Genomic DNA, 19,636 nt, shown 5'->3' with positions numbered 1-19,636 from the left:
ACGATGCATTGACCGGTCATGCGCCACTGACCAACTCGATCACCAACGTGACCGGCGGCAACTACGAGAATCTGGTGGCCGACAAGACCCCGGTATCGACCACCGTCACGGATACCGTCGACACCACCAACCTGTCGCTGTCCGCGACTGGCACCGTGGCTGAGGGTGGCCAGATCACCTACACCGCAACTCTGACCAACGCGGCCGGCAGTCCAGTGACCGTGACTTTGTCCAACGGCGCCGTGATCACCATCGACGCCGGCAAAACCACTGGCACCGTGACTGTCCCGGCCCCGGCTGATGACGTCTATAAAGACGCCGGCACCGTACAAGCGACGATCAGCACCGCCACCGGTGGCAACTTCGAAAACCTGGTACCAAGCACGACGCCGGCTATCACCAGCGTCACCGATACCATCGACACCACCACGGTGAAACTGACCGCCACCGCCACTGCCGCAGAAGGCGGCAATGTCGTCTACACCGCAACCGTCGGCGCACCAGTAACCGGTTCGCCAGTCGTGGTAACCCTGTCGAACGGTCAGACCATCACCATTGGTGTTGGCCAGACCACCGGCACCGCAACCACTACCGCTCCAAACGACGTCTTGAACGGTCACGCACCGCTGACCAAAGCGATCACCGACGTCAGCGGCGGTAACTACGAAAACCTCGTGGCTGACAAAACGCCGGTCAGCACTACCGTGACCGACACTGTCGACACGACCAATCTGTCGCTCAGCGCTACCAATTCGGTCGCTGAAGGCGGTTCGATTGTTTACACCGCGACCCTGACCAACGCCGCTGGCTCGCCAGTCACCGTGACTCTGTCGAACGGCGCCGTGATCACCATCGACGCTGGCAAAACCACCGGCACAGTGACCGTTCCAGCTCCAGCCGACGATGTCTACAAAGACGCCGGTACAGTGCAGGCGACGATCAGCAACGCCACGGGTGGCAACTTCGAAAACCTCGTGCCGAGCACGACGCCGGCCGTGACCAGCGTCACCGACACCATCGACACCACCACCGTCAAACTGACGGCCACGGCGACTGCGGCAGAAGGCGGCAACGTCGTCTACACCGCCACGGTCGGTGCTCCAGTGACTGGCTCGCCAGTTGTGGTAACGCTGGCTAACGGTCAGACCATCACCATCGGTGTCGGCCAGACCACAGGGACCGCGACCACCACCGCACCGAACGACGCCTTGAACGGTCACGCACCGCTGACCAACGCGATCACCGACGTGACGGGCGGCAACTACGAGAACCTCGTGGCCGACAAAACCCCGGTCAGCACCAACGTGACCGACACCGTCGACACCACCAACCTGTCCCTGAGCGCTACCAACTCGGTCGCTGAGGGTGGCTCGATCATCTACACCGCCACGCTGACCAACGCCGCTGGTTCGCCAGTGACCGTAACCTTGTCAAACGGCGCCGTGATCACTATCGACGCCGGCAAAACCACCGGCACAGTGACCGTTCCAGCGCCAGCCGACGACGTCTACAAAGACGCCGGCAGCGTGCAGGCGACCATCAGCACCGCCACCGGTGGCAACTTCGAAAACCTGGTGCCGAGCACTGTTCCAGCCGTCACCAGCGTTACCGACACCATCGACACCACGACTGTAAAACTCACGGCTACCGGCACAGCGGCAGAGGGCGGCAACGTCGTCTACACCGCGACCGTCGGTGCTCCGGTGACCGGTTCACCGGTGGTTGTAACGCTGGCCAACGGTCAGACCATCACCATCGGTGTTGGCCAGACCACAGGCACCGCGACCACCACGGCGCCAAACGACGCATTGACTGGCCACGCTCCGCTGACCAACTCGATCACCAACGTGACCGGTGGTAACTACGAGAATCTGGTGGCCGACAAGACCCCAGTCAGCACTAACGTGACCGACACCGTCGACACCACCAACCTGTCGCTGAGCGCGACTGGCTCGGTGGCTGAAGGCGGTTCGATTGTTTACACCGCAACATTGACCAACGCCGCTGGCTCGCCAGTGACCGTGACTTTGTCCAACGGCGCCGTGATCACCATCGACGCCGGCAAAACCACTGGCACCGTGACTGTTCCGGCACCGGCTGACGACGTCTACAAAGACGCCGGCACCGTGCAAGCAACGATCAGCAACGCCACCGGTGGCAACTTCGAAAATCTGGTGCCGAGCACGACGCCAGCCGTGACCAGCGTCACCGACACCATCGACACCACCACCGTCAAACTGACGGCAACGGCCACGGCGGCAGAAGGCGGCAACGTCGTCTACACCGCCACGGTCGGTGCTCCAGTGACTGGCTCGCCAGTTGTGGTAACGCTGGCCAACGGTCAGACCATCACCATCGGTGTTGGCCAGACCACTGGCACCGCCACCACTACCGCACCGAACGATGCGTTGACCGGCCACGCGCCACTGACCAACTCGATCACCAACGCCACTGGTGGCAACTACGAAAATCTGGTCGCCGACAAAACCCCGGTCAGCACTACCGTGACCGACACCGTCGACACCACCAACCTGTCGCTGTCCGCGACTGGCACCGTGGCTGAGGGTGGCCAGATCACCTACACCGCAACCCTGACCAACGCGGCCGGCAGTCCAGTGACCGTGACCCTGAGCAACGGCTCGGTGATCACCATCGAAGCGGGTAAAACCACCGGCACCGTGACTGTTCCGGCACCAGCTGACGACGTCTATAAAGACGCCGGCACCGTGCAGGCGACCATCACCGGCACCAGCGGCGGCAGCTTTGAAAATCTGGTGACCAGCACCACGCCAGCCGTGACCAACGTCACCGACACGGTCGACACCACCACGGTCAGCATTACTGGCAGCAGCTCGGTGACCGAAGGCCAGACCGCCAGCTACACGGTCAGCCTGAACCACCCGGCGCAAACCGAAGTGACCCTGAAAATCGTCTACAGCGGTACCGCCGCCGACGGTTCGGACTTCACCGGCGTGTACACCGTGAAGATCCCGGCAGGTGCGAGCAGCGCGCAGTTCAACGTCGCCACCATCGATGACAAGATCACCGAAGGCACCGAGAACTTCGTGGTCAAGATCGATTCGGCCACCGGCGGCAACTTCGAGAACCTCGCAGTCAGCAGCACCAATGGCAGCGTCAGCACTTCGATCATCGACAACGATGCGCCGCCTGTGCTCGACCTGGACGCCAACAACTCCAGCGGTGCGACGGGTGCCGACTACAAGGTGACCTTCACCGAAAACACCCCGGGCGCAGGTGTGTCGATTGCCGACACTGACATCAGCATCACCGACCCGGACAGCACCATGCTCACCGGTGCTACCGTGGTTCTGACCAACCGTCAGGACGGCGATGCGCTGAACCTGGGCAACAGCGTCAACGGCATCACCATCAATGCCAACAGCACCAACGGCACCGTGACCCTGACCCTGTCGGGCAACGCGACGCTGGCCGACTACATGCAGGCCATCAAGAACATCAGCTTCACCAACAGCAGTGAAAACCCGAGCACCGTGCCGCGGATCATTACCGTGACCGTGACCGATGGCGGCAACTACTCCAACACCGCGACCACCACGGTCAACGTGGTGGCGGTCAACGACGCACCGGTCGCTGCACCGAGCAATGTCACCGGCACCGAAGACACCCCGCTGGTACTCGGCTGGTCGACTTTCGGTGTGACCGACGTCGACAGCCCGGCCAGCAGCCTTGGCATCAAAATCACCCAGCTGCCGGGCGAAGGCAAACTGCAGTACCTGGACGGCTCGACCTGGAAAGACGTCGCCAACAACCAGACCTTCAGCAAGGCGGACATCGACGCCGGCAAGCTGCGCTTCCTGCCGGATGCCAACGAGTCGGGCGTCAACGGTTACGGCGGCAGCGGTGTGGGCAACAATCAAGCGGACTACGCACAGATCAAGTTCCAGCCAACCGACGGCCAACTGCTGGGCAACACCGGCACCGTGAAGATCGACATCACCCCGGTGGCGGATGCGCCAACCGTGAGCGTGGCCGACAACAGCGTGAAGTCGACCGGCCTGGTCAAGGAAGTCTGGACCGGCCTGGCGGGTCTGGGCACCGACGGCAGCGGCGCGAATTCGACCACCCTGAAAAACGTGATCGACGGCGCCGGCACCCCGAACACCAGCACCAACGTGAACAACGTGCAGTCGGACGGCAGCGTGACTGCCGGTACGGCGTCGAAAACTTCGGGCCTGATCTACCTGGAAGCCGGCAAGACCTACTCCTTCAGCGGTGTGGCTGACGACAGTCTGCTGATCACCATTGGCGGCAAGAGCGTGGCTTCGGGTACCTGGGGCGCGGGCGGTGCGATCAACGGTTCGTTCACCCCGACCACCAGCGGTTACTACACGCTGGACATCTACCACCACAACCAGAGCGGCCCGGGCAGCTATGACGTCAACCTGTCGGTCAACGGCAGCACGCCGATCGACCTGAGCAGCGCCGGCGTGCCGATCTACACCGGCGTGCAGGATCTGGTGAACTCGGGCGTGACCGTCTCCGATCTGCACGGCAGCAATGGCGAAGGCTATTACGACGGCTACAAACTCAACACCGGCGCCGAAGGCACCACGGTGAAACTGTCGGCGATCACCACCGCCCTGACGGACACCGACGGCTCGGAAATCCTGAGCGTGAAGATCAGCGGCGCGCCAGTCGGCTCGGTGCTCAGCGATGGCGCGGGCCATACTTTCACCGTCACCGCCAGCAGCGGCGACGCCAACGTCACCGGCTGGAACCTCGGCAGCCTGACCGTGACACCGCCGCCGTACTACAACGGCCAGTTCAACCTGACCGTGACCTCGACCTCCACCGAGATGGTCGGCGGTTCGGCGAGCAGCACCGCGACCATTCCGGTCACGGTGGTGCCGGCGGTCTACAACTCCATTGTCGCCACCTCGGCCGATGACACCGTTACCGGTACCGATGGCAACGACATCATCGTCGCCGACATTGGCGGCCTGACCGTGGTGCCTGGCACCAACTACAACATCGCCTTCATGGTCGACAGCTCGGGCAGTATGAGCACCTCGTCGCTCAACGCGGCCAAGGACTCGCTGACCTCGGTGTTCAACACCCTCAAGCAGAGCCTGGGCGGCAGCAACTCGGGTACGGTGAACATCTTCCTGGTGGACTTCGATACCCAGGTCAACAAGTCGGTGTCGGTGAATCTCAACGACCCGAACGCGCTGACCAAGCTCAAAGCGGTACTGGACTCGATGGCGTCCGGCGGCGGTACCAACTATGAAGACGTGTTCAAGACCACGGCCAACTTCTTCCAGAGCACGGAAGCCGTGGCCAACACCGGGGCGAAAAACCTCACGTACTTCATCACCGACGGCCAGCCGACCTACTACCAGACCGGCGAGTCGACCAACCCGACGCTGTACGGCAACGTGAAGTTCGACAGCGTAGTGACGACCAGCAACTACAAGCTGGGCGACACTTTCAGCACGTACATCGACAACACGCATTACCTGAGCATCACCGCCAGCGGTTATGCCCAGTTGCAGACTTACAACGGCCGCGGCTGGAGCACCACCAACCTGGGCACCGTTCACGCTCAGGGCGATGGCACCTACGAGTTATCGAGCCTGGCAGGTACTGGTAACAGCACCACATCAGCGACCACCGATAACTCCAACAGCAGCTTCACCTTGCTCAGCGGCCTGTCGAACGTCGAAGCCATCGGCCTCAACAGCGGCGTCAGCCTCAACGATCTGAAGCCTTACGATTCGGATAAAACACCGCAGACCAACATCGATCCGAAGGATCTGGCCAACTCGATCATCGGCCACACCGAAGCGACGATGCCGGGCAACGACACCGTCAGCGGTGGCGACGGCAACGACATCCTGTTCGGCGATCTGGTGAGCTTCAACGGCATCGCCGGCGAGGGTTATCAGGCGATGCAGGCGTTCGTCGCCAAGGAAACCGGGGTCGACGTCAGTAAGGTCACCACCAGCAACGTGCACCAGTACATCACCGAGCACTATCAGGCGTTCGATGTCTCCGGTGCGCATGACGGCAACGACACACTGTTGGGTGGCGCGGGCAATGACATTCTGTTCGGCTCGGGCGGCAACGACCTGCTCGATGGCGGCAAAGGCAATGACATCCTGCTCGGCGGCACCGGCAACGACACGCTGATCGGCGGCCAGGGTAATGACATCCTTATCGGCGGTTCCGGTGCCGACACCTTCGTCTGGAAGTCGGGCGACACCGGCAACGACGTGATCAAGGATTTCAACGCCAGCGAAGGTGACCGTATCGATCTGCGCGATCTTTTGCAGGGCGAGACCGGCAGCACCATCGACAACTTCCTGAAGATCACCACGGTCGACGGCACGTCGTCGCTGCAAGTCAGCTCGGCGGGCAAGTTCAACTCCGGCGACGCCGCTGCCGCGACTCCGGACGTGACGATCAAACTGGAAGGCAACAACTGGTCGAGCGCCAACATTCACAACCTGATTGCCGGCAGCGACCCGACCATCAAGGTCGATCACAACAACAGCTGATCGTGAACAAAACGGCCGCCCCGATGGGGCGGCCGTCACGTTTGTGCTTATCGCAGCGGTGACGATTGCGTCGCCGCCCCGCATACTCGCGCACAGTTGACTATGCTGCTGACAGCATGACGCTGGTTCATTTCTGAGGGATGCTCAATGTTTTACGTGCAACGCGATGCGCAAGGTCTGTTGATTCGCGTGGAAGCCGCGGCCTACGCCGAGGCCACGGAAACGCTGCCGGCCGACAGCCATGAAATCCAGGCCTGGTTCGCCAATGAAGTGGTGGAAACAAGCCTGAAGCAGCTCAAGCAGAGCGACTTCGAAATGATTCGGGTACTCGACGACCTGATTCAGGTGCTGACCCAGAAAGGCGTGATCCGCGTCACCGACCTGCCACCGGCGGCCCAGGCCAAACTGATGGACCGGACCCAGGCGCGTGAAGCATTGGGCGGATTGAGCCAGTTGATCGATGAGGATGAGGGCGGGTTGATCTGATCCCCCGTAATCAAAAGCCTACCCTCACCCCAGCCCTCTCCCTCCGGGAGAGGGGGCCGACCGAGGTGTCTGGCGTCATACATCGACCTGAAAAACCGGGTCGATTATAGAGTCAGCAGGGGCTGACCGAGGTGTCTGGCGTCGCACATCGACCTGAGAAATCGGGTCGATTATGGATTCAAAACAAATCGTTCACATCGGCGTATCTCGCGAATATCCCCCGATCAGTCCCCTCTCCCTCTGGGAGAGGGCTAGGGTGAGGGTTGCTTTTGCAATGACTCACCGCCAAGGCTTCGGCTCACCAAACAACTGCCCCTGAACCCCATACAAGCCCATCTCGCGAATCACCGACAATTCCCCTTCTGTCTCGACCCGCTCGGCAATCAGCGGCAGATCAATGCTGTGCGCGGCGCGCTGGATCGCTTCGATAAACAAGCGCTTGTCACTCTCCTGATCAATCGCGCGGATGTAGCTGCCGTCGATCTTCAGGTACGCCAGGCCCAACCGTGCCAGGTTGCCGATCATGCTGAAGCGACCACCAAAGCGTTGCAGGCTCAGTGAGAAGCCCAGCTCACGCAAGCGTCGGGTCAACTGCTCCAGCACCGCTTGTTCGGGCAATTGCTCCTCGCCGATTTCCAGGGTCAGGCGCTCGCCCAGATTGGAATCCGCACGCAGAATTTCGAAGACTTTGTTCAACGCCTGCGGGTCAGCCAGGGTCGCCGAGGACAGGTTCAGCGCCAGCGACTCCTCATGTTCTTTCATCTGCTCCAGCACGCGTTCGAGCATCAGGCGATCGAGGCGTGCGGTCCAGCCGAAGCGTTCCAGCCACGGCAGGAAGCGCCCGGCCGGGATGGTCTGGCCCTGATCATCGAGCAGGCGTGAAAGCACTTTGTAATGCAGCACCAGTTGCGTGTCGGCGGCAGCCACCACCGGCTGGAAATACAGTTCGAAACGCTGCTGGCTCAAGGCCTGATCGAGCAAACGGTGCCAGGCGTGGTGATCGTCACCGACATCCGCCGTCAGACTCTGATCGATGCACGCCCAATTCTGCTCGCCTTGCCCTTCGGCCTGCGCCAGCGCCTGATCACCGAGTGTCAGTACTTGTTGCGGCGAATCGCCGTGGGTGAACGGTGCCAGGCCGATCGACGCCACGGCAGCCACGTCGGTCGCCCCGGTGGCGTGCAGACTGCTCAAAGCATTGTCGAGGTTCTGCGCCAGTTGCAGCGCTTCCTCACGGACCAGCCCCGGCGCCAGCACGGCAAACTCACCGCCACGAATACGGGTGACGAGGTTCTGGGTTTCCGGGTATTTGGCGCATTCGCGAGACAATTGCTCGCCGACCGCTTTCAACAATTCATCGGTGCGCTGACCACCCAGACGCTGGTTGAGTCCGGCCAGATCCTTGACCCGCAACAGCAGCAGATAACCGGAACTGGCCTGCTCCGGGTTACTCACCCGGTTGTTCAACTGCATTTCGAAATAGCGCCGGTTGGCAAGCCCCGTGAGGTTGTCCTGATAGGACTCGGCGCGCAGTTTCTCGCTGCGCTCGGCCTGCTCCTGGAACAGCGCCTTGAGCTTCTCGACCATCTGGTTCATCGCTTGCACCACGCGGCGCAACTCCGGGGTGCGCGGCAATTCCGGCAGGCTGAGGAATTCGCGACGGGCGATGGCATGGGACTGCTTGACCATGTAATCCAGCGGCTTCAACTGCCGGCGCAACAGCAGCGCACCGAGCGCCGCACTGATCGCACCGCAGATCAGCAGCCAGCCAAGGCTGCCCAAGGCGCTCTGCCACAGCTTGGCGACGGCGAACATCGGGTGGCTGACCACCTCGACCCGCGCCGCCTGCTCCCAGCCACGGCTGACCAGCGCGTCGCCACCGGCCGGCTCCAGGCCGATCAGCTTGACGAACCAGTCCGGCACGTTGGTGACGGCCGGAATGCCGTTGCGCTCAACAATCGTCTGGTCAGTCTTCAGATCGACCACGCGGATGCTCGCGTAATAACCGCTGTCGAAAATCGAGCTGACCAGCAACTCGACCATGGCCGGGTCGTCGATATTCGGCGTCAGCGACAAGGCCAGCGCCGTCGCAGCGTCCTGGGCGTGGGAGCGCAACTGGTTGACGTACTGGGTGCGCGAGCTCTCCAGACTGACCATGAAGCTGCCGGTGAAGGCGACCACCAGGAACAGACAGATAGCGATCAACAGCTGTTTGAACAAAGACATCTGAGCGCATGCTCCTAGTTAGTCGTCTCGACCGGGAAACCTTCGGCCTGCATTTTTTTCAAGACATCCTGCCAGCGCGACAGGCGTTTGGTATCACCGACCTTTTTGTTGCCCTTGGCCCCCGGCAAATAAAGGCCTTCGGCATTGAAAGAGTAGACCGGCAGCAAATCGGTTCGCTGCGACGCCGGCTGAATCGGGTCGATCAGGCTGTCGAGCACCAGCGGCATGGCATCGGGGGTGGCATAGTAAGTCAGGACCATGTGCGCGCGGTTCTGGCGCAACGCTTTGACATAGGTAATGCGCAGCTTGTCACTGGAAACCCCGAGGTGACGCAGGCTGAAATACTTGGCGATCGCATAGTCTTCGCAGTCGCCGGCGCCTTTCCATAAGGCTTCGATCGGAGTTTCCCAGTAATCGACCTCGTGCCACAGATCAATGTCCTCCACATAGCGCACCTGTTTGTTGAAGAACAGGTTCACCACTTTGAGCTTTTCCATCTCGCTGACCTGTTTCTGCGTGGCCAGCAGATTCTGCCAGGCATCGATACGCTGCTGGCCGGCACCCAGCGGCCCGTACAGTGCCGTGGCTTTGCGGCTGATCGTGGAAAAATCCCAATCGGCATGCAGACCGCCCAGCATAAGGCTGGCCAGCAGCAATGCGCAGCCAAGCCAGCGCAGGGTCCGGGGGATCACGAAACGTACCGCCACAGCAGGTTTCCAGGGGCAGGAAGGAAAGCGTTTGATGGTGAAGCTTAGCCCGGCAAAAAACAATGGCACCATGAGATCATGCTTGGCGCGCTAAACTTCAGTTGGCACAGCGATGTTTTACAAGGTTTGACAAGCTGTAGAGCAATCACTAGTGTCATTTGGATCCAAATCAGGCCGACCTACAGGGTGCGTAGTCGTGACACAGAAGCCCAAACCGCTGCACAGCATTAAAGTCGATGGACCGATTCCTGCTCATCTGGCCCGGTCGGTGATCGAAGAAACCCTGCGCTCGGCAATCCTCGATGGTCGTCTGCCCTGCGGCACGGCGCTGCGTCAGCAGGATCTGGCCGATCTGTTCGGCGTCAGCCGCATGCCAGTGCGCGAGGCGTTGCGCCAGCTCGAAGCCCAGGAACTGCTCAGCGTGACCACGCACAAAGGCGCAGTGGTCGCGCCGTTGATTCAAGGGGATGCCACCGAAACCTACGAGCTGCGCATCCTGCTCGAATCCGAAGCCCTGCGTCAGTCGATTCCGCTGCTGACCGCTGCCGACCACGCACGCGCAGCCGATTACATCGAAGAGCTGGAGGCGCAGCACGATTACACGGAAATCGGCCGGCTCAACCGTTTGTTCCACATGGCCCTGTACAGCAAGGCGCCCAACCAACGCTTGCTGCGCCTGGTCGAAGACGGGCTCAACGAAGAAGAACGTTTTCTGCGCTTCAACCTTGAGGCCATGGGCTTGGGCAAATTGTCCCAGGACGATCACCGGGCGATGCTCCAAGCCGTGCAGGATCGCGACACCGAGCTGTCGATCAAACGCCTTGAGCAGCACCTCAATCGGGGCGTCGAAGTGATCACCCGCTATCTTGCCACTCCCGCCGCGCAAAGCCGCCAAGCCGCGCGCTGAGCCCACATCCTTCGCGAATCACCCGCTTACAAATCCTCCAGCGATCCGCCAACCCTCGGGTGGGCGGCCGCATGCCCGCTCTAACCTCCCCTGCGCCGTTCAGTCCGATATTTGCACGTTACCGCTGATGAATCGGTCATAGCCGTGGCGCAAATTTACCCGCACTCTTGAACCGCCACCCTATAAAGAACGGGCGACGCGTCGCGCTGCCGGCGCAGTCCCCGCATCAGGAACCTACGGAAGGAGCCTTGCCACGGGAAAAAGGAAGTCATGGCGCGGGGTCACGGCCAACTTCCGCCTCTCTTAATCATTCAATTCTTTTGATTGGAAAGTTGCTTCGAGTGAGGCATTCACTCTTGTTGACCAATTTTGGCTGTTATTCGCCGAAAGGAGTAACTACGCCCAAATAAAACTTCACCCAGAAGTTTTATCGGAACTACTCAACTTCAAAAAACAGCCAACTTAAAATAATTAAAAATATACTTGTTAAATACTTTGTCGGTGTATTAGCTTTTCCTCGCCAAGTTTGAACTTCACCCCTCAACTCGGCAGCAGCCCATTGCCCGCGTTACAGCAGCAGCGCTTTATGGGCAGACATGACGCCATGTCACATGCATATCAGGCCCGCACTTACCTATCAGGAAGGAAGGCTGTCGTCTGTCGACAGAAAACAAGTAAGCCGTAGTTCCATTGATTGCGCAGTTGCAGAGCAGTTCCATTTCATATCAACGATAAAGGACATCATGATGCCCACTAAGAACCAACTCGCCCTGAAAAAAGCCGAACTTAGCATTCACCCGATCTTTTCCGAGATCACCTCGTTGTCGGTGTTGCGTCGTTTCATGGAAACCCACGTATTTGCCGTATGGGATTTCATGTCGCTGACCAAACGCCTGCAGCAGGAACTGACCTGTACCCGATTGCCGTGGTTGCCGCCGCGCGATCCTCATGCCGCCCGGCTGATCAACGAAATCGTCCTCGGCGAAGAATCGGATGATCGTCTGACCGAAGGGCATTACAGCCATTTCGAGTTGTACCTGGATGCGATGCGCGAAATCGGCGCGAGCACCACGGCCGTGGAGCGCTTTGTGGCCCTGCAACAGGAAGGCGTGAGCTATGACGTCGCGCTGCAAAGCGTCGAGGTAGATCCGGCCGCCGCGCAGTTTGTCCGCGACACCCTGCGCACCGCCCTGAATGCACCGGGACACAGCGTGGCGGCGGCGTTTCTGCATGGCCGCGAAAGCGTGATCCCGACCATGTTCCAGCGCATTCTTGACGACTGGGGTATCGGTATCGAACAGGCGCCGACCTTCCGCTATTACCTGCAGCGCCACATCGAGGTCGACTCCGAAGACCACGGCCCGGCGGCGGAACACCTGCTCGAACGCCTGGTCGACGGCGATCCGCAGCGCGAGGCCGAGGTCTACGCCAGCGCCATCGCCGCCGTGGAGAGTCGCATCGCCCTGTGGGACGGCCTGCGTGTGAGCATGCGCGAGCCGCTGGCGGAGGTGGCCCAATGAACGCCGCCGACTATCAATCCTTTGCCGACGCCTGGGAGAACCGCGCGACCATCCGCACCCGCCCGCGGCGCGTGCTCGAAGACGACGAGCGCCTGATCTATCCGCTCAGCCGCCAGCCGCTAGTGCTCAGCGAAACCTTCCTGCGCGAGTGCCCGCAACAGCGTGATTTCGCCTTGGTGCAGACGCTGTACAAGTTCATCAACGACGTGGTGATTTTCGAGACCGAGATCGTCGACAAGACCGCGCGCAGCATCGCCAAGAATCGCTTCGCCGTGGCCTTCCCGTTTGCCTGTCGTTACGACGCGATGACCGTGGTGGTCGACGAGGACTACCACGCCCTGGTGGCGATGGATTTCATGCAGCAAACGGTAGCGATGACCGGTATCGAACCCATTCAGTTGCCCGATCAGATCGAACTGAGCCGGGCCATCCCCGCTGCCGTCGCACTGGCGCCGGAGCACCTGCGCAGCGCGGTGGAATTGATCTGCGTGGCCATCGCCGAAAACACCGTGACCGGTGATGTTGCCGCGTTCGCCCGCGATGACACGGTCAAGCCGTCGATCAAGGGCCTGATGGCCGATCACTTGCTCGACGAAGGTCGCCATTCGAGTTTCTGGGCGCGGATGGTGCGCATCTATTGGCACACCGCCAACGCGGCGGATCGCGAAACCATCGCGCAGATTCTGCCGGTGTTCATCGGCCATTACCTGACCAACGACATCCAGAAATCCTTCGACCTGCGCTTGATCGACGCTCTGCCGGTCAGCGAGGCCACGCGCCGCTCTCTCAGGGACGAGATGGCCGGGCTGGCGTTCCCGATCAATCGCCATCACCCGCTGCTAGGCAACATCGTCAAGTTTTTCCACAACAGCTCGCTGCTCGACACGCCCTGCGTGCAGCAAGCGCTGCGCGACTACCTGGTTTGATGAGGAGGCCAACATGAAACGTCTCGACATTTTGCTGATTGGCACCAGCCAGGCCATGACCGACCTGGCGCAGGAACTGGAACAACACGGTCACTCATTGCAACGCAGCGCTGCCGGTGCAGCGACGGTGGATCTGATCATCGACGATGGTTTTATCGGCGCCGGCGATTTCTGCTCGATCCCGCACCTGCATCTGCGTTTGGGTGTCGGCGTGCAACGAACGGCCCGTTTGCCGACACTCGATTTACTGTGCTTCCTCGGCTCGTCACTGATCAGCCGCGTGCCGATTGCTGATGAGCCGTGCGGTAACGGGCAGACGCTGCGGCAACGGGTGCTGACGCAGGTGGTCGATGAAGTGGCGTTGCTGGTCAGCCGCGTCTCCCGCGATGCTGACTATCTGCAGCAGGCCGCGTCAGTGCCTGCGCCGGATTTCGAGCGAATGGAAAACCTGCTGTTTCTCGACAGCCTGGCTTATGTCCATCGCCTCAATGAAACGGCCAATCCAGCGCTGCTGAGACAGGCGCAAATCCCGGTGATCGAGCGCCTGCAACAAAGCTTGATTCGCCACGCCGAGCGACCGGCGCTGCACCTCGCCGAACAGTCGATCAGCTATCGCCAGCTACACGCCCATAGCCGCGCGATTCAACAGCGCTTGCTGCCCTTGCTCGAACAACATCCGCAACCGTGGGTGGTCGGCATCTGCCTGCCGAAAAGCCCGGCGTTGTTCGCCTCGATTCTGGCGATCCTCGGCAGCGGCGCGGTATATCTGCCGCTGGAGCCGAGTCATCCACTGCAGCGCCAGCAATACATTCTGCAAAACGCCGGTGCGCTGCTGTTGTTGCATGACGGCGAGCATCCACTCAGCGCAACCATGGCGGGGTTGGATGTCAGTCGCATTCATAGCGACGAGGCAGATCTCCGCCAACCGCTGATGCGCCGCCGCGCCGAACTTGATGCGCCGTGCATGGCGCTCTACACCTCGGGCACCACCGGGCATCCGAAGGGCGTGCTGCTCAGTCAGGCCAACCTCGCGCACTTCACCGCGTGGTACGCCGATTACGTGCAATTGCAGAGCGAAAGTCGGGTCTTGCAGTTCTCGTCGCTGAGCTTCGATTCGTCGCTGATCGACATCTTCCCGACCCTGCTCGAAGGTGCCGAACTGGTGGTGCCCGACGACACGCAACGGCGAGATCCGTTGCAACTGATCGCGCTGATCCGCCGCCGACACCTGACCCACGCATTCCTGCCACCGGCGCTGTTGAGCATCCTGCCGCTGGAGCAACTGGAAGGTGTGCAAGTGATGACCGGTGGCGACGTCTGCGAGCCGTTCGTCATTGAGCAACTGACCCGCCAAGGCACACTGCACAATCTCTACGGCCCGACCGAAGCCACGGTGCTGATCACCGCCCGCCAGCTAGTCCCCGGTGACAGCAACCGCAGCCTCGGCGCGCCGATCGCCAACAGTCAGGTGCTGATTCTCGATGACGATTTGCAACCGGTACCGGAGCACACCGTCGGTGAATTGTTCATCGTCGGGCCCGGCGTCTGCCTCGGTTATCTGAACAATCCACAGCAGACCGCCGAGCGCTATCTGACCCTGCAATTACCGGACGGCGAAACGCTGCGCGCCTACCGCAGCGGCGACATGGCCAAGTGGGGTGAGCACGGTATCGAGCTGTGCGGGCGCCGCGACAATCAGGTAAAAATCCGCGGCTTCCGGGTCGAGCCGGAAGAAATCGAACGCTGCCTGCGCGAGAGCCAGTTGTACCGACAAGTGGCGGTGGTGATCGACCCTCAGCGGCGCATTCTGGCGTTCCTCGCCCAGCCGCAATCGGAAGCCGCGCGCGAAGCACTGAAAGCTCACGCCAGACAGTTTTTGCCGGACTACATGCAACCGGTGGCGTGGACCGAGCTGGTGAGCATGCCATTCGCCAGCAACGGCAAAGTCGATCGTAAAGCGCTGCTGGAGCTGCCGGTGAGCGTGCAGAACAGCGGGTCGAAATGCCTGCCGGCAAATGCCGACGAAGCATTGCTGCTGGAGATCTGGGCGGAGTTGCTGGAGCTGCCAAGCAGCGACATATCCACCGACGAAAGCTTCTTCAATCTCGGCGGCCACTCGATCCTGCTGTCGCGCATGTTGCTGCGTTTGCGTGAAGAGTTCGGCCGTAGCATCTCGATCAACCGCTTCATCGAACTGCCGACCATCATCAAACTGGCAACGCTGGTGCGTGGCACCGATGACAGCGCCGTACTCAGCGCTCAGGCCATGGCCGACGCCGAGCGTGCGCTGGAAATCGAACCGCTGCCGATCAGCCGCATGGGCGATGTGCACAAGGTCATCGTCACCGGCGCCAACAGTTTTGTCGGCGTGCACATCGTTGAGGCGCTGCTCGGTTGGGGTGCCAGCGAAGTGGCGTGTCTGGTGCGCGATGGCGGCGGCAAAACCGCAGCGCAACGCTTCGCCGAGTCACTGCGGGAAAACCGCCTGGAGCATCTGGATCTGAGCCGGGTGCGGGTTTACGCGGCGGATATTACGCGTCCGCAGTTGGGCCTGAATGACGACGATTATCAGCGCCTCGATCGCGACTTCGGCGCGCTGGTGCACAACGCCGCCAACGTCAATCACGTGCTTGATTACGAGTCGCTGGCGGCGGACAACGTCGAACCGGTTTTCGCGCTGCTGCGCCTGTGCGAAGGGCAGAGCAAAAAGGTTTTCAACTTCGTCTCGACGCTGTCGGCTTCAAGCACGGTGGACGATGCTGGACGGGTGCTGGAACTGCCCGCCTCCACGACCCCACCGATCTACATTCGCAACGGCTACAACCTCTCGAAGTGGGTCGGCGAGCGCATCCTTGAACGGGCGCGGGAGCGCGGCGTCCGGGTCAATCTGTATCGCCCCGGCAATATCAGTTTCAACAGCTTGAGCGGCGTTTGTCAGCCGCACAAAAACCGTTTGATGCTGATGCTCAAAGGCTCGATCCAGCTCGGCCAGGTGCCGGCCTTTGCGCTGAATTTCGACCTGATGCCAGTGGACTTTCTCGCCCGCTTCATCGCCTTCCACGCCAGCCGCTATTCGCCCGACCGCGCGGTGTTCAATCTGCATAACCCCGAGCCTTTGAGCTGGGACGCCTACGTCGCGTCGTTCCGCGAAACCGGCAGCGAGTTCTCGCTGGTCAGCGTCGCCGACTGGCAGCAGCAACTGAACCGCGTCGACGCCGACAACGCGCTGTTCGGTGTGCTCGGTTTCTACCTCAACGGCTTTGAAGAGGACATCGGCGACATCTCCCTGATCGGCCACGCCAACGCTGAGGCCGGCGTGCAGCAGATGGGCGCGCACTACCCGCAGAAATCCCCGGCGCTGCTGCGTCGTGGCTGCGACTACCTGAAAGAAATCAACTTCATCTGATCCATCAAAAAGGAGCAACACCATGAGCACTCTGCAACCCGATACCCTGATCAAAAACCCGCATGGCTGCCATGTCGTCTCTTCGGTGGAAGTACCGACGGACGCAGCGCAAGTCTGGGCGGTGGTCGGCAACTTCGGCGGGTTCGACCGATTCATTCCGGCGCTGTCGCACATCGAAATGACTGGCGACGGTGTGTCTTCGCTGCGCAAGAAATTTTTCAAGGACGGCAATGTGGTGGTCGAGCAACTCAACTCCCGCGATGAGCAGGCGCGAAGCATGACCTGGACGACGATTTACAACACGTTGGGGGTGGCGAATCTGTGGGCGGCGATGAATGTCGAATCGCTGGCCACGGGTAAGTCTCGGGCGACGTGGACGATCATTGCCGAGCCGGCTTCGGGCGGTGAAGAGGCGTTGCCGGGGTTCAAGGATTTTGTGCAGGGGTTTGCGGATGATGCGATGGGGAATGTGCTGAAGCTGTTTGTCTAAGGCTTCGGCTTTGCGGTGAGTTTTAGACCGCTTTCGCGAGCAGGCTCTTTTCCACAGAGAAATGCATTCCAAATGTGGGAGCGAGCCTGCTCGCGAAGAACAATAACGCGGTCAGATTTTGAAGCTGTCGACCAATTGCTTCAGGCGATTGGCCTGCTGCGACAACGCATCGCAATCCTTCAACGTTTCATTGAGGTTAGCGACGCTCTGCTGGTTCAGCAGGTTGATCTGATTGACGTCGACGTTGAGGGTTTCCACAACGGCGGTCTGCTCTTCCGTGGCCGCGGCCACCGACTGGTTCATGCCGTCGATTTCACCGATGCGCTGGGTCACGCTGACCAGACGCAAACCGGCCTGATTGGCCACTTCCACGCTCTGCTCACTGGACGCCTGACTGGCGTTCATCGTGGTCACCGCTTCGCGCGAACCGATCTGCAACGACGTGATCATCTTGTGGATCTCTTCCGCCGATTCCTGGGTGCGATGGGCCAGGTTACGCACCTCGTCCGCCACCACGGCAAAACCACGTCCGGCTTCACCGGCACGCGCCGCTTCGATCGCAGCGTTGAGTGCCAGCAGGTTGGTCTGTTGCGAGATGCCTTTGATCACATCGAGGATGTGGCCGATGTTGTCGGTGCTGGCATTCAGGGTTTCGATCTGCGTGCACGACAGGCTGATCTTCTGCGACAACTCGGTCATCGCCTGAATCGTCTGCTCGACCACCTGACGACCGTCATCGGCCTGCTCGCTGGCGCCGCTGGCGTGCTGCGAAGCATCGGCAGCGTTGCGGGCGATTTCCTGAGTGGCCGCGCCCAATTCGTTGATCGCGGCAGCGACGCTGTTGGTGCGCGCACTTTGCTCGTCAGAACCGATGATCGAAGCGTTGGACGACGCCATTACGCGTTGCGACAAGTCGTGCACATGACGGGTGGCGGAAGACACTTCGGAAATCGACGCGTGAATCCGCTCAACGAACTGATTGAAGGCGCTGCCTAATTCACCGAACTCGTCCTTGCTCTCGACCACCAGACGACGGGTCAGGTCGCCTTCGCCCTGAGCGATGTCCTGCATCGCGCGGCCCATGGTGGTCAGCGGACGCATCAACACGTTGATCAACAGGCTCAGCAGCAGGGCAATCGCGGCCACAGCCACAAACATCGCGATCAGCGCCGAGGTACGGAATTGGCTGAGTGCGGCGTAGGCTTTGTCGCGATCGATCGACAGACCGATGTACCACTGCGCATTCGGCAGATCGCTGACCGGAGTAAACGACAAAATACGCTCCTGACCGTTGAGCACCACGTTCTGGTTGCCCTTCTCGATGCGTACGCTGGTGTTCGGGTAGATGTCTTTCAGGTTTTTCATGACCTGATCTTTGTCCGGGCTGACGATCACCTGACCGTCGGCGCTGACCAGGAACGCATGACCGAGACCACCGAAGTCCACCGAATTGATGATCTTCACCAAGGTTTCCAGGCTCAGGTCACCACCGACCACACCGAGCAGTTCGCCGTTCTTTTTCACCGGCATGGCGATGGTCACCACCAGTCCACCGACGGCAGCCATATACGGCGGCGTCAGCATGGTTTTGTCAGCCGCGACGGCTTGCTTGTACCACGGGCGCTGACGCGGGTCGTAGCCGTCCGGCATCTTCGCATCAGGGCGCTGGGTGAACACACCGTTAGCCTGACCGACGTAGGTGAACTGGAAGTTCGAGGTGAAGGCCGGCTGATCGACGAGGCCCGGGAAGTCGGCGTCCTTGCCCTGATGGGCGACGTTCTGCGCGAGGTTTTCCAGCACCAGGATCCGCCCGCTCATCCAGTTCTGCACGCTGCTGGCGGTCAAGTCACCGGCCTGTTGTACGGAGGACTGGAGGTTCTGGCGAATGGTGTTTCGCTGCAGGTAGTCGTTGTAGAGGGTGAACAGCGCGAACGCCAGGACCACGACGCCCGAGGCGGCCAACAGGATTTTATGGCTGAACTTGAGATTCATTTCATGGGACTTCTTATGCCAAAAGTGGGGATGCGTTCCGGATGCAACATTCCATGTACAGCGCAGGCAGCGTTCTTCTGGCCGCTCTACTTTGGTGCACGCATGTCTCATCAGTCTGTCGGCACATGTCGGAGAAATCTTAGGGCCACGCTTGAAATGGATGGTATTTCTGCCAGATTCCCGCCGAACGGCGTGCCAGAGCTTTCGTCGCGGTGTTTCTCCGGAGCAATGTTCCGGCAGCAGTTTCGAATCCTGTAACCCTTTTTCCCGTGCATAAAAAAGCCAGCCCCTGATGTTTCAAGGGCTGGCTTTGTCGTTTCTTTACCTGATCCTGAAATGACAAAACCCCCGTCTGCGTTAGCAGACAGGGGTTTCGGAATTTAATCTTGACGATGACCTACTCTCACATGGGGAAACCCCACACTACCATCGGCGAT

Annotated in this window: 9 protein-coding genes and 1 pseudogene; 7 read left to right on the top strand and 3 right to left on the bottom strand. The window is 60.6% G+C overall.

The features are described 5' to 3' along the window. Positions 1-6,539 (top strand): annotated as a pseudogene (locus tag M9827_RS27375) (LapA family giant adhesin); the annotation flags it as partial. A 147-nt stretch (positions 6,540-6,686) separates the two neighbouring features. Next, positions 6,687-7,025, top strand: coding sequence for a hypothetical protein (locus M9827_RS27370; protein WP_007918987.1), 339 nt, complete (start codon positions 6,687-6,689; stop codon positions 7,023-7,025). 279 nt (positions 7,026-7,304) lie between these two features. On the opposite strand, the gene lapD is transcribed toward M9827_RS27370, so the two are convergent. Together lapD and lapG are read right to left on the bottom strand one after the other, a co-directional pair. Then, on the bottom strand, positions 7,305-9,251 hold the full coding sequence (gene lapD / locus M9827_RS27365; protein ID WP_250608323.1) for a cyclic di-GMP receptor LapD: 1,947 nt from the start codon (positions 9,249-9,251) through the stop codon (positions 7,305-7,307). Between the two features lie 14 nt (positions 9,252-9,265). Then, positions 9,266-9,958, bottom strand: coding sequence for a cysteine protease LapG (gene lapG / locus M9827_RS27360; RefSeq protein WP_250608321.1), 693 nt, complete (start codon positions 9,956-9,958; stop codon positions 9,266-9,268). Between the two features lie 196 nt (positions 9,959-10,154). Between lapG and M9827_RS27355 the strand changes: the two genes are divergently transcribed. The 5 genes from M9827_RS27355 to M9827_RS27335 all read left to right on the top strand — a co-directional run bounded on the left by M9827_RS27355 (position 10,155) and on the right by M9827_RS27335 (position 17,207). After that, the gene (locus tag M9827_RS27355) at positions 10,155-10,865 is read left to right on the top strand and encodes a GntR family transcriptional regulator (protein ID WP_250608319.1); all 711 of its coding nucleotides are present in this window, start codon (positions 10,155-10,157) and stop codon (positions 10,863-10,865) included. Between the two features lie 743 nt (positions 10,866-11,608). After that, the gene (locus M9827_RS27350; RefSeq protein ID WP_250608317.1) at positions 11,609-12,385 is read left to right on the top strand and encodes a DUF3050 domain-containing protein; all 777 of its coding nucleotides are present in this window, start codon (positions 11,609-11,611) and stop codon (positions 12,383-12,385) included. Then, the gene (locus M9827_RS27345; RefSeq protein WP_250608315.1) at positions 12,382-13,311 is read left to right on the top strand and encodes a diiron oxygenase; all 930 of its coding nucleotides are present in this window, start codon (positions 12,382-12,384) and stop codon (positions 13,309-13,311) included. The genes M9827_RS27350 and M9827_RS27345 overlap by 4 nt, the downstream gene beginning before the upstream one ends. Before the next feature lie 13 nt (positions 13,312-13,324). After that, on the top strand, positions 13,325-16,717 hold the full coding sequence (locus M9827_RS27340) for an amino acid adenylation domain-containing protein (protein WP_250608313.1): 3,393 nt from the start codon (positions 13,325-13,327) through the stop codon (positions 16,715-16,717). A 22-nt stretch (positions 16,718-16,739) separates the two neighbouring features. Further along, positions 16,740-17,207 (top strand): SRPBCC family protein, encoded by a 468-nt coding sequence (locus M9827_RS27335; protein ID WP_250608311.1) that lies wholly within the window; start codon positions 16,740-16,742, stop codon positions 17,205-17,207. A 111-nt stretch (positions 17,208-17,318) separates the two neighbouring features. Here M9827_RS27335 and M9827_RS27330 read toward each other — a convergent pair whose 3' ends face one another. Beyond that, on the bottom strand, positions 17,319-19,199 hold the full coding sequence (locus M9827_RS27330; RefSeq protein WP_250608309.1) for a methyl-accepting chemotaxis protein: 1,881 nt from the start codon (positions 19,197-19,199) through the stop codon (positions 17,319-17,321). Positions 19,200-19,636 lie beyond the last annotated feature (437 nt).

Origin of the sequence: Pseudomonas sp. AKS31, assembly GCF_023634765.1 — a bacterium.
In the GTDB taxonomy this organism is placed as follows: domain Bacteria; phylum Pseudomonadota; class Gammaproteobacteria; order Pseudomonadales; family Pseudomonadaceae; genus Aquipseudomonas.
This window is presented reverse-complemented; position numbering and strand designations above follow the sequence as displayed.

What these genes read in the sequence shown, in the direction of transcription:
- M9827_RS27340 (WP_250608313.1), top strand. Translation starts at nt 13,325, where the DNA reads ATGAAACGTCTCGACATTTTGCTGATTGGCACCAGCCAGGCCATGACC.
- M9827_RS27335 (WP_250608311.1), top strand. Translation starts at nt 16,740, where the DNA reads ATGAGCACTCTGCAACCCGATACCCTGATCAAAAACCCGCATGGCTGC.
- M9827_RS27350 (WP_250608317.1), top strand. Translation starts at nt 11,609, where the DNA reads ATGATGCCCACTAAGAACCAACTCGCCCTGAAAAAAGCCGAACTTAGC.
- M9827_RS27345 (WP_250608315.1), top strand. Translation starts at nt 12,382, where the DNA reads ATGAACGCCGCCGACTATCAATCCTTTGCCGACGCCTGGGAGAACCGC.
- lapD (WP_250608323.1), bottom strand. Translation starts at nt 9,251, where the DNA reads ATGTCTTTGTTCAAACAGCTGTTGATCGCTATCTGTCTGTTCCTGGTG.
- M9827_RS27370 (WP_007918987.1), top strand. Translation starts at nt 6,687, where the DNA reads ATGTTTTACGTGCAACGCGATGCGCAAGGTCTGTTGATTCGCGTGGAA.
- M9827_RS27330 (WP_250608309.1), bottom strand. Translation starts at nt 19,199, where the DNA reads ATGAATCTCAAGTTCAGCCATAAAATCCTGTTGGCCGCCTCGGGCGTC.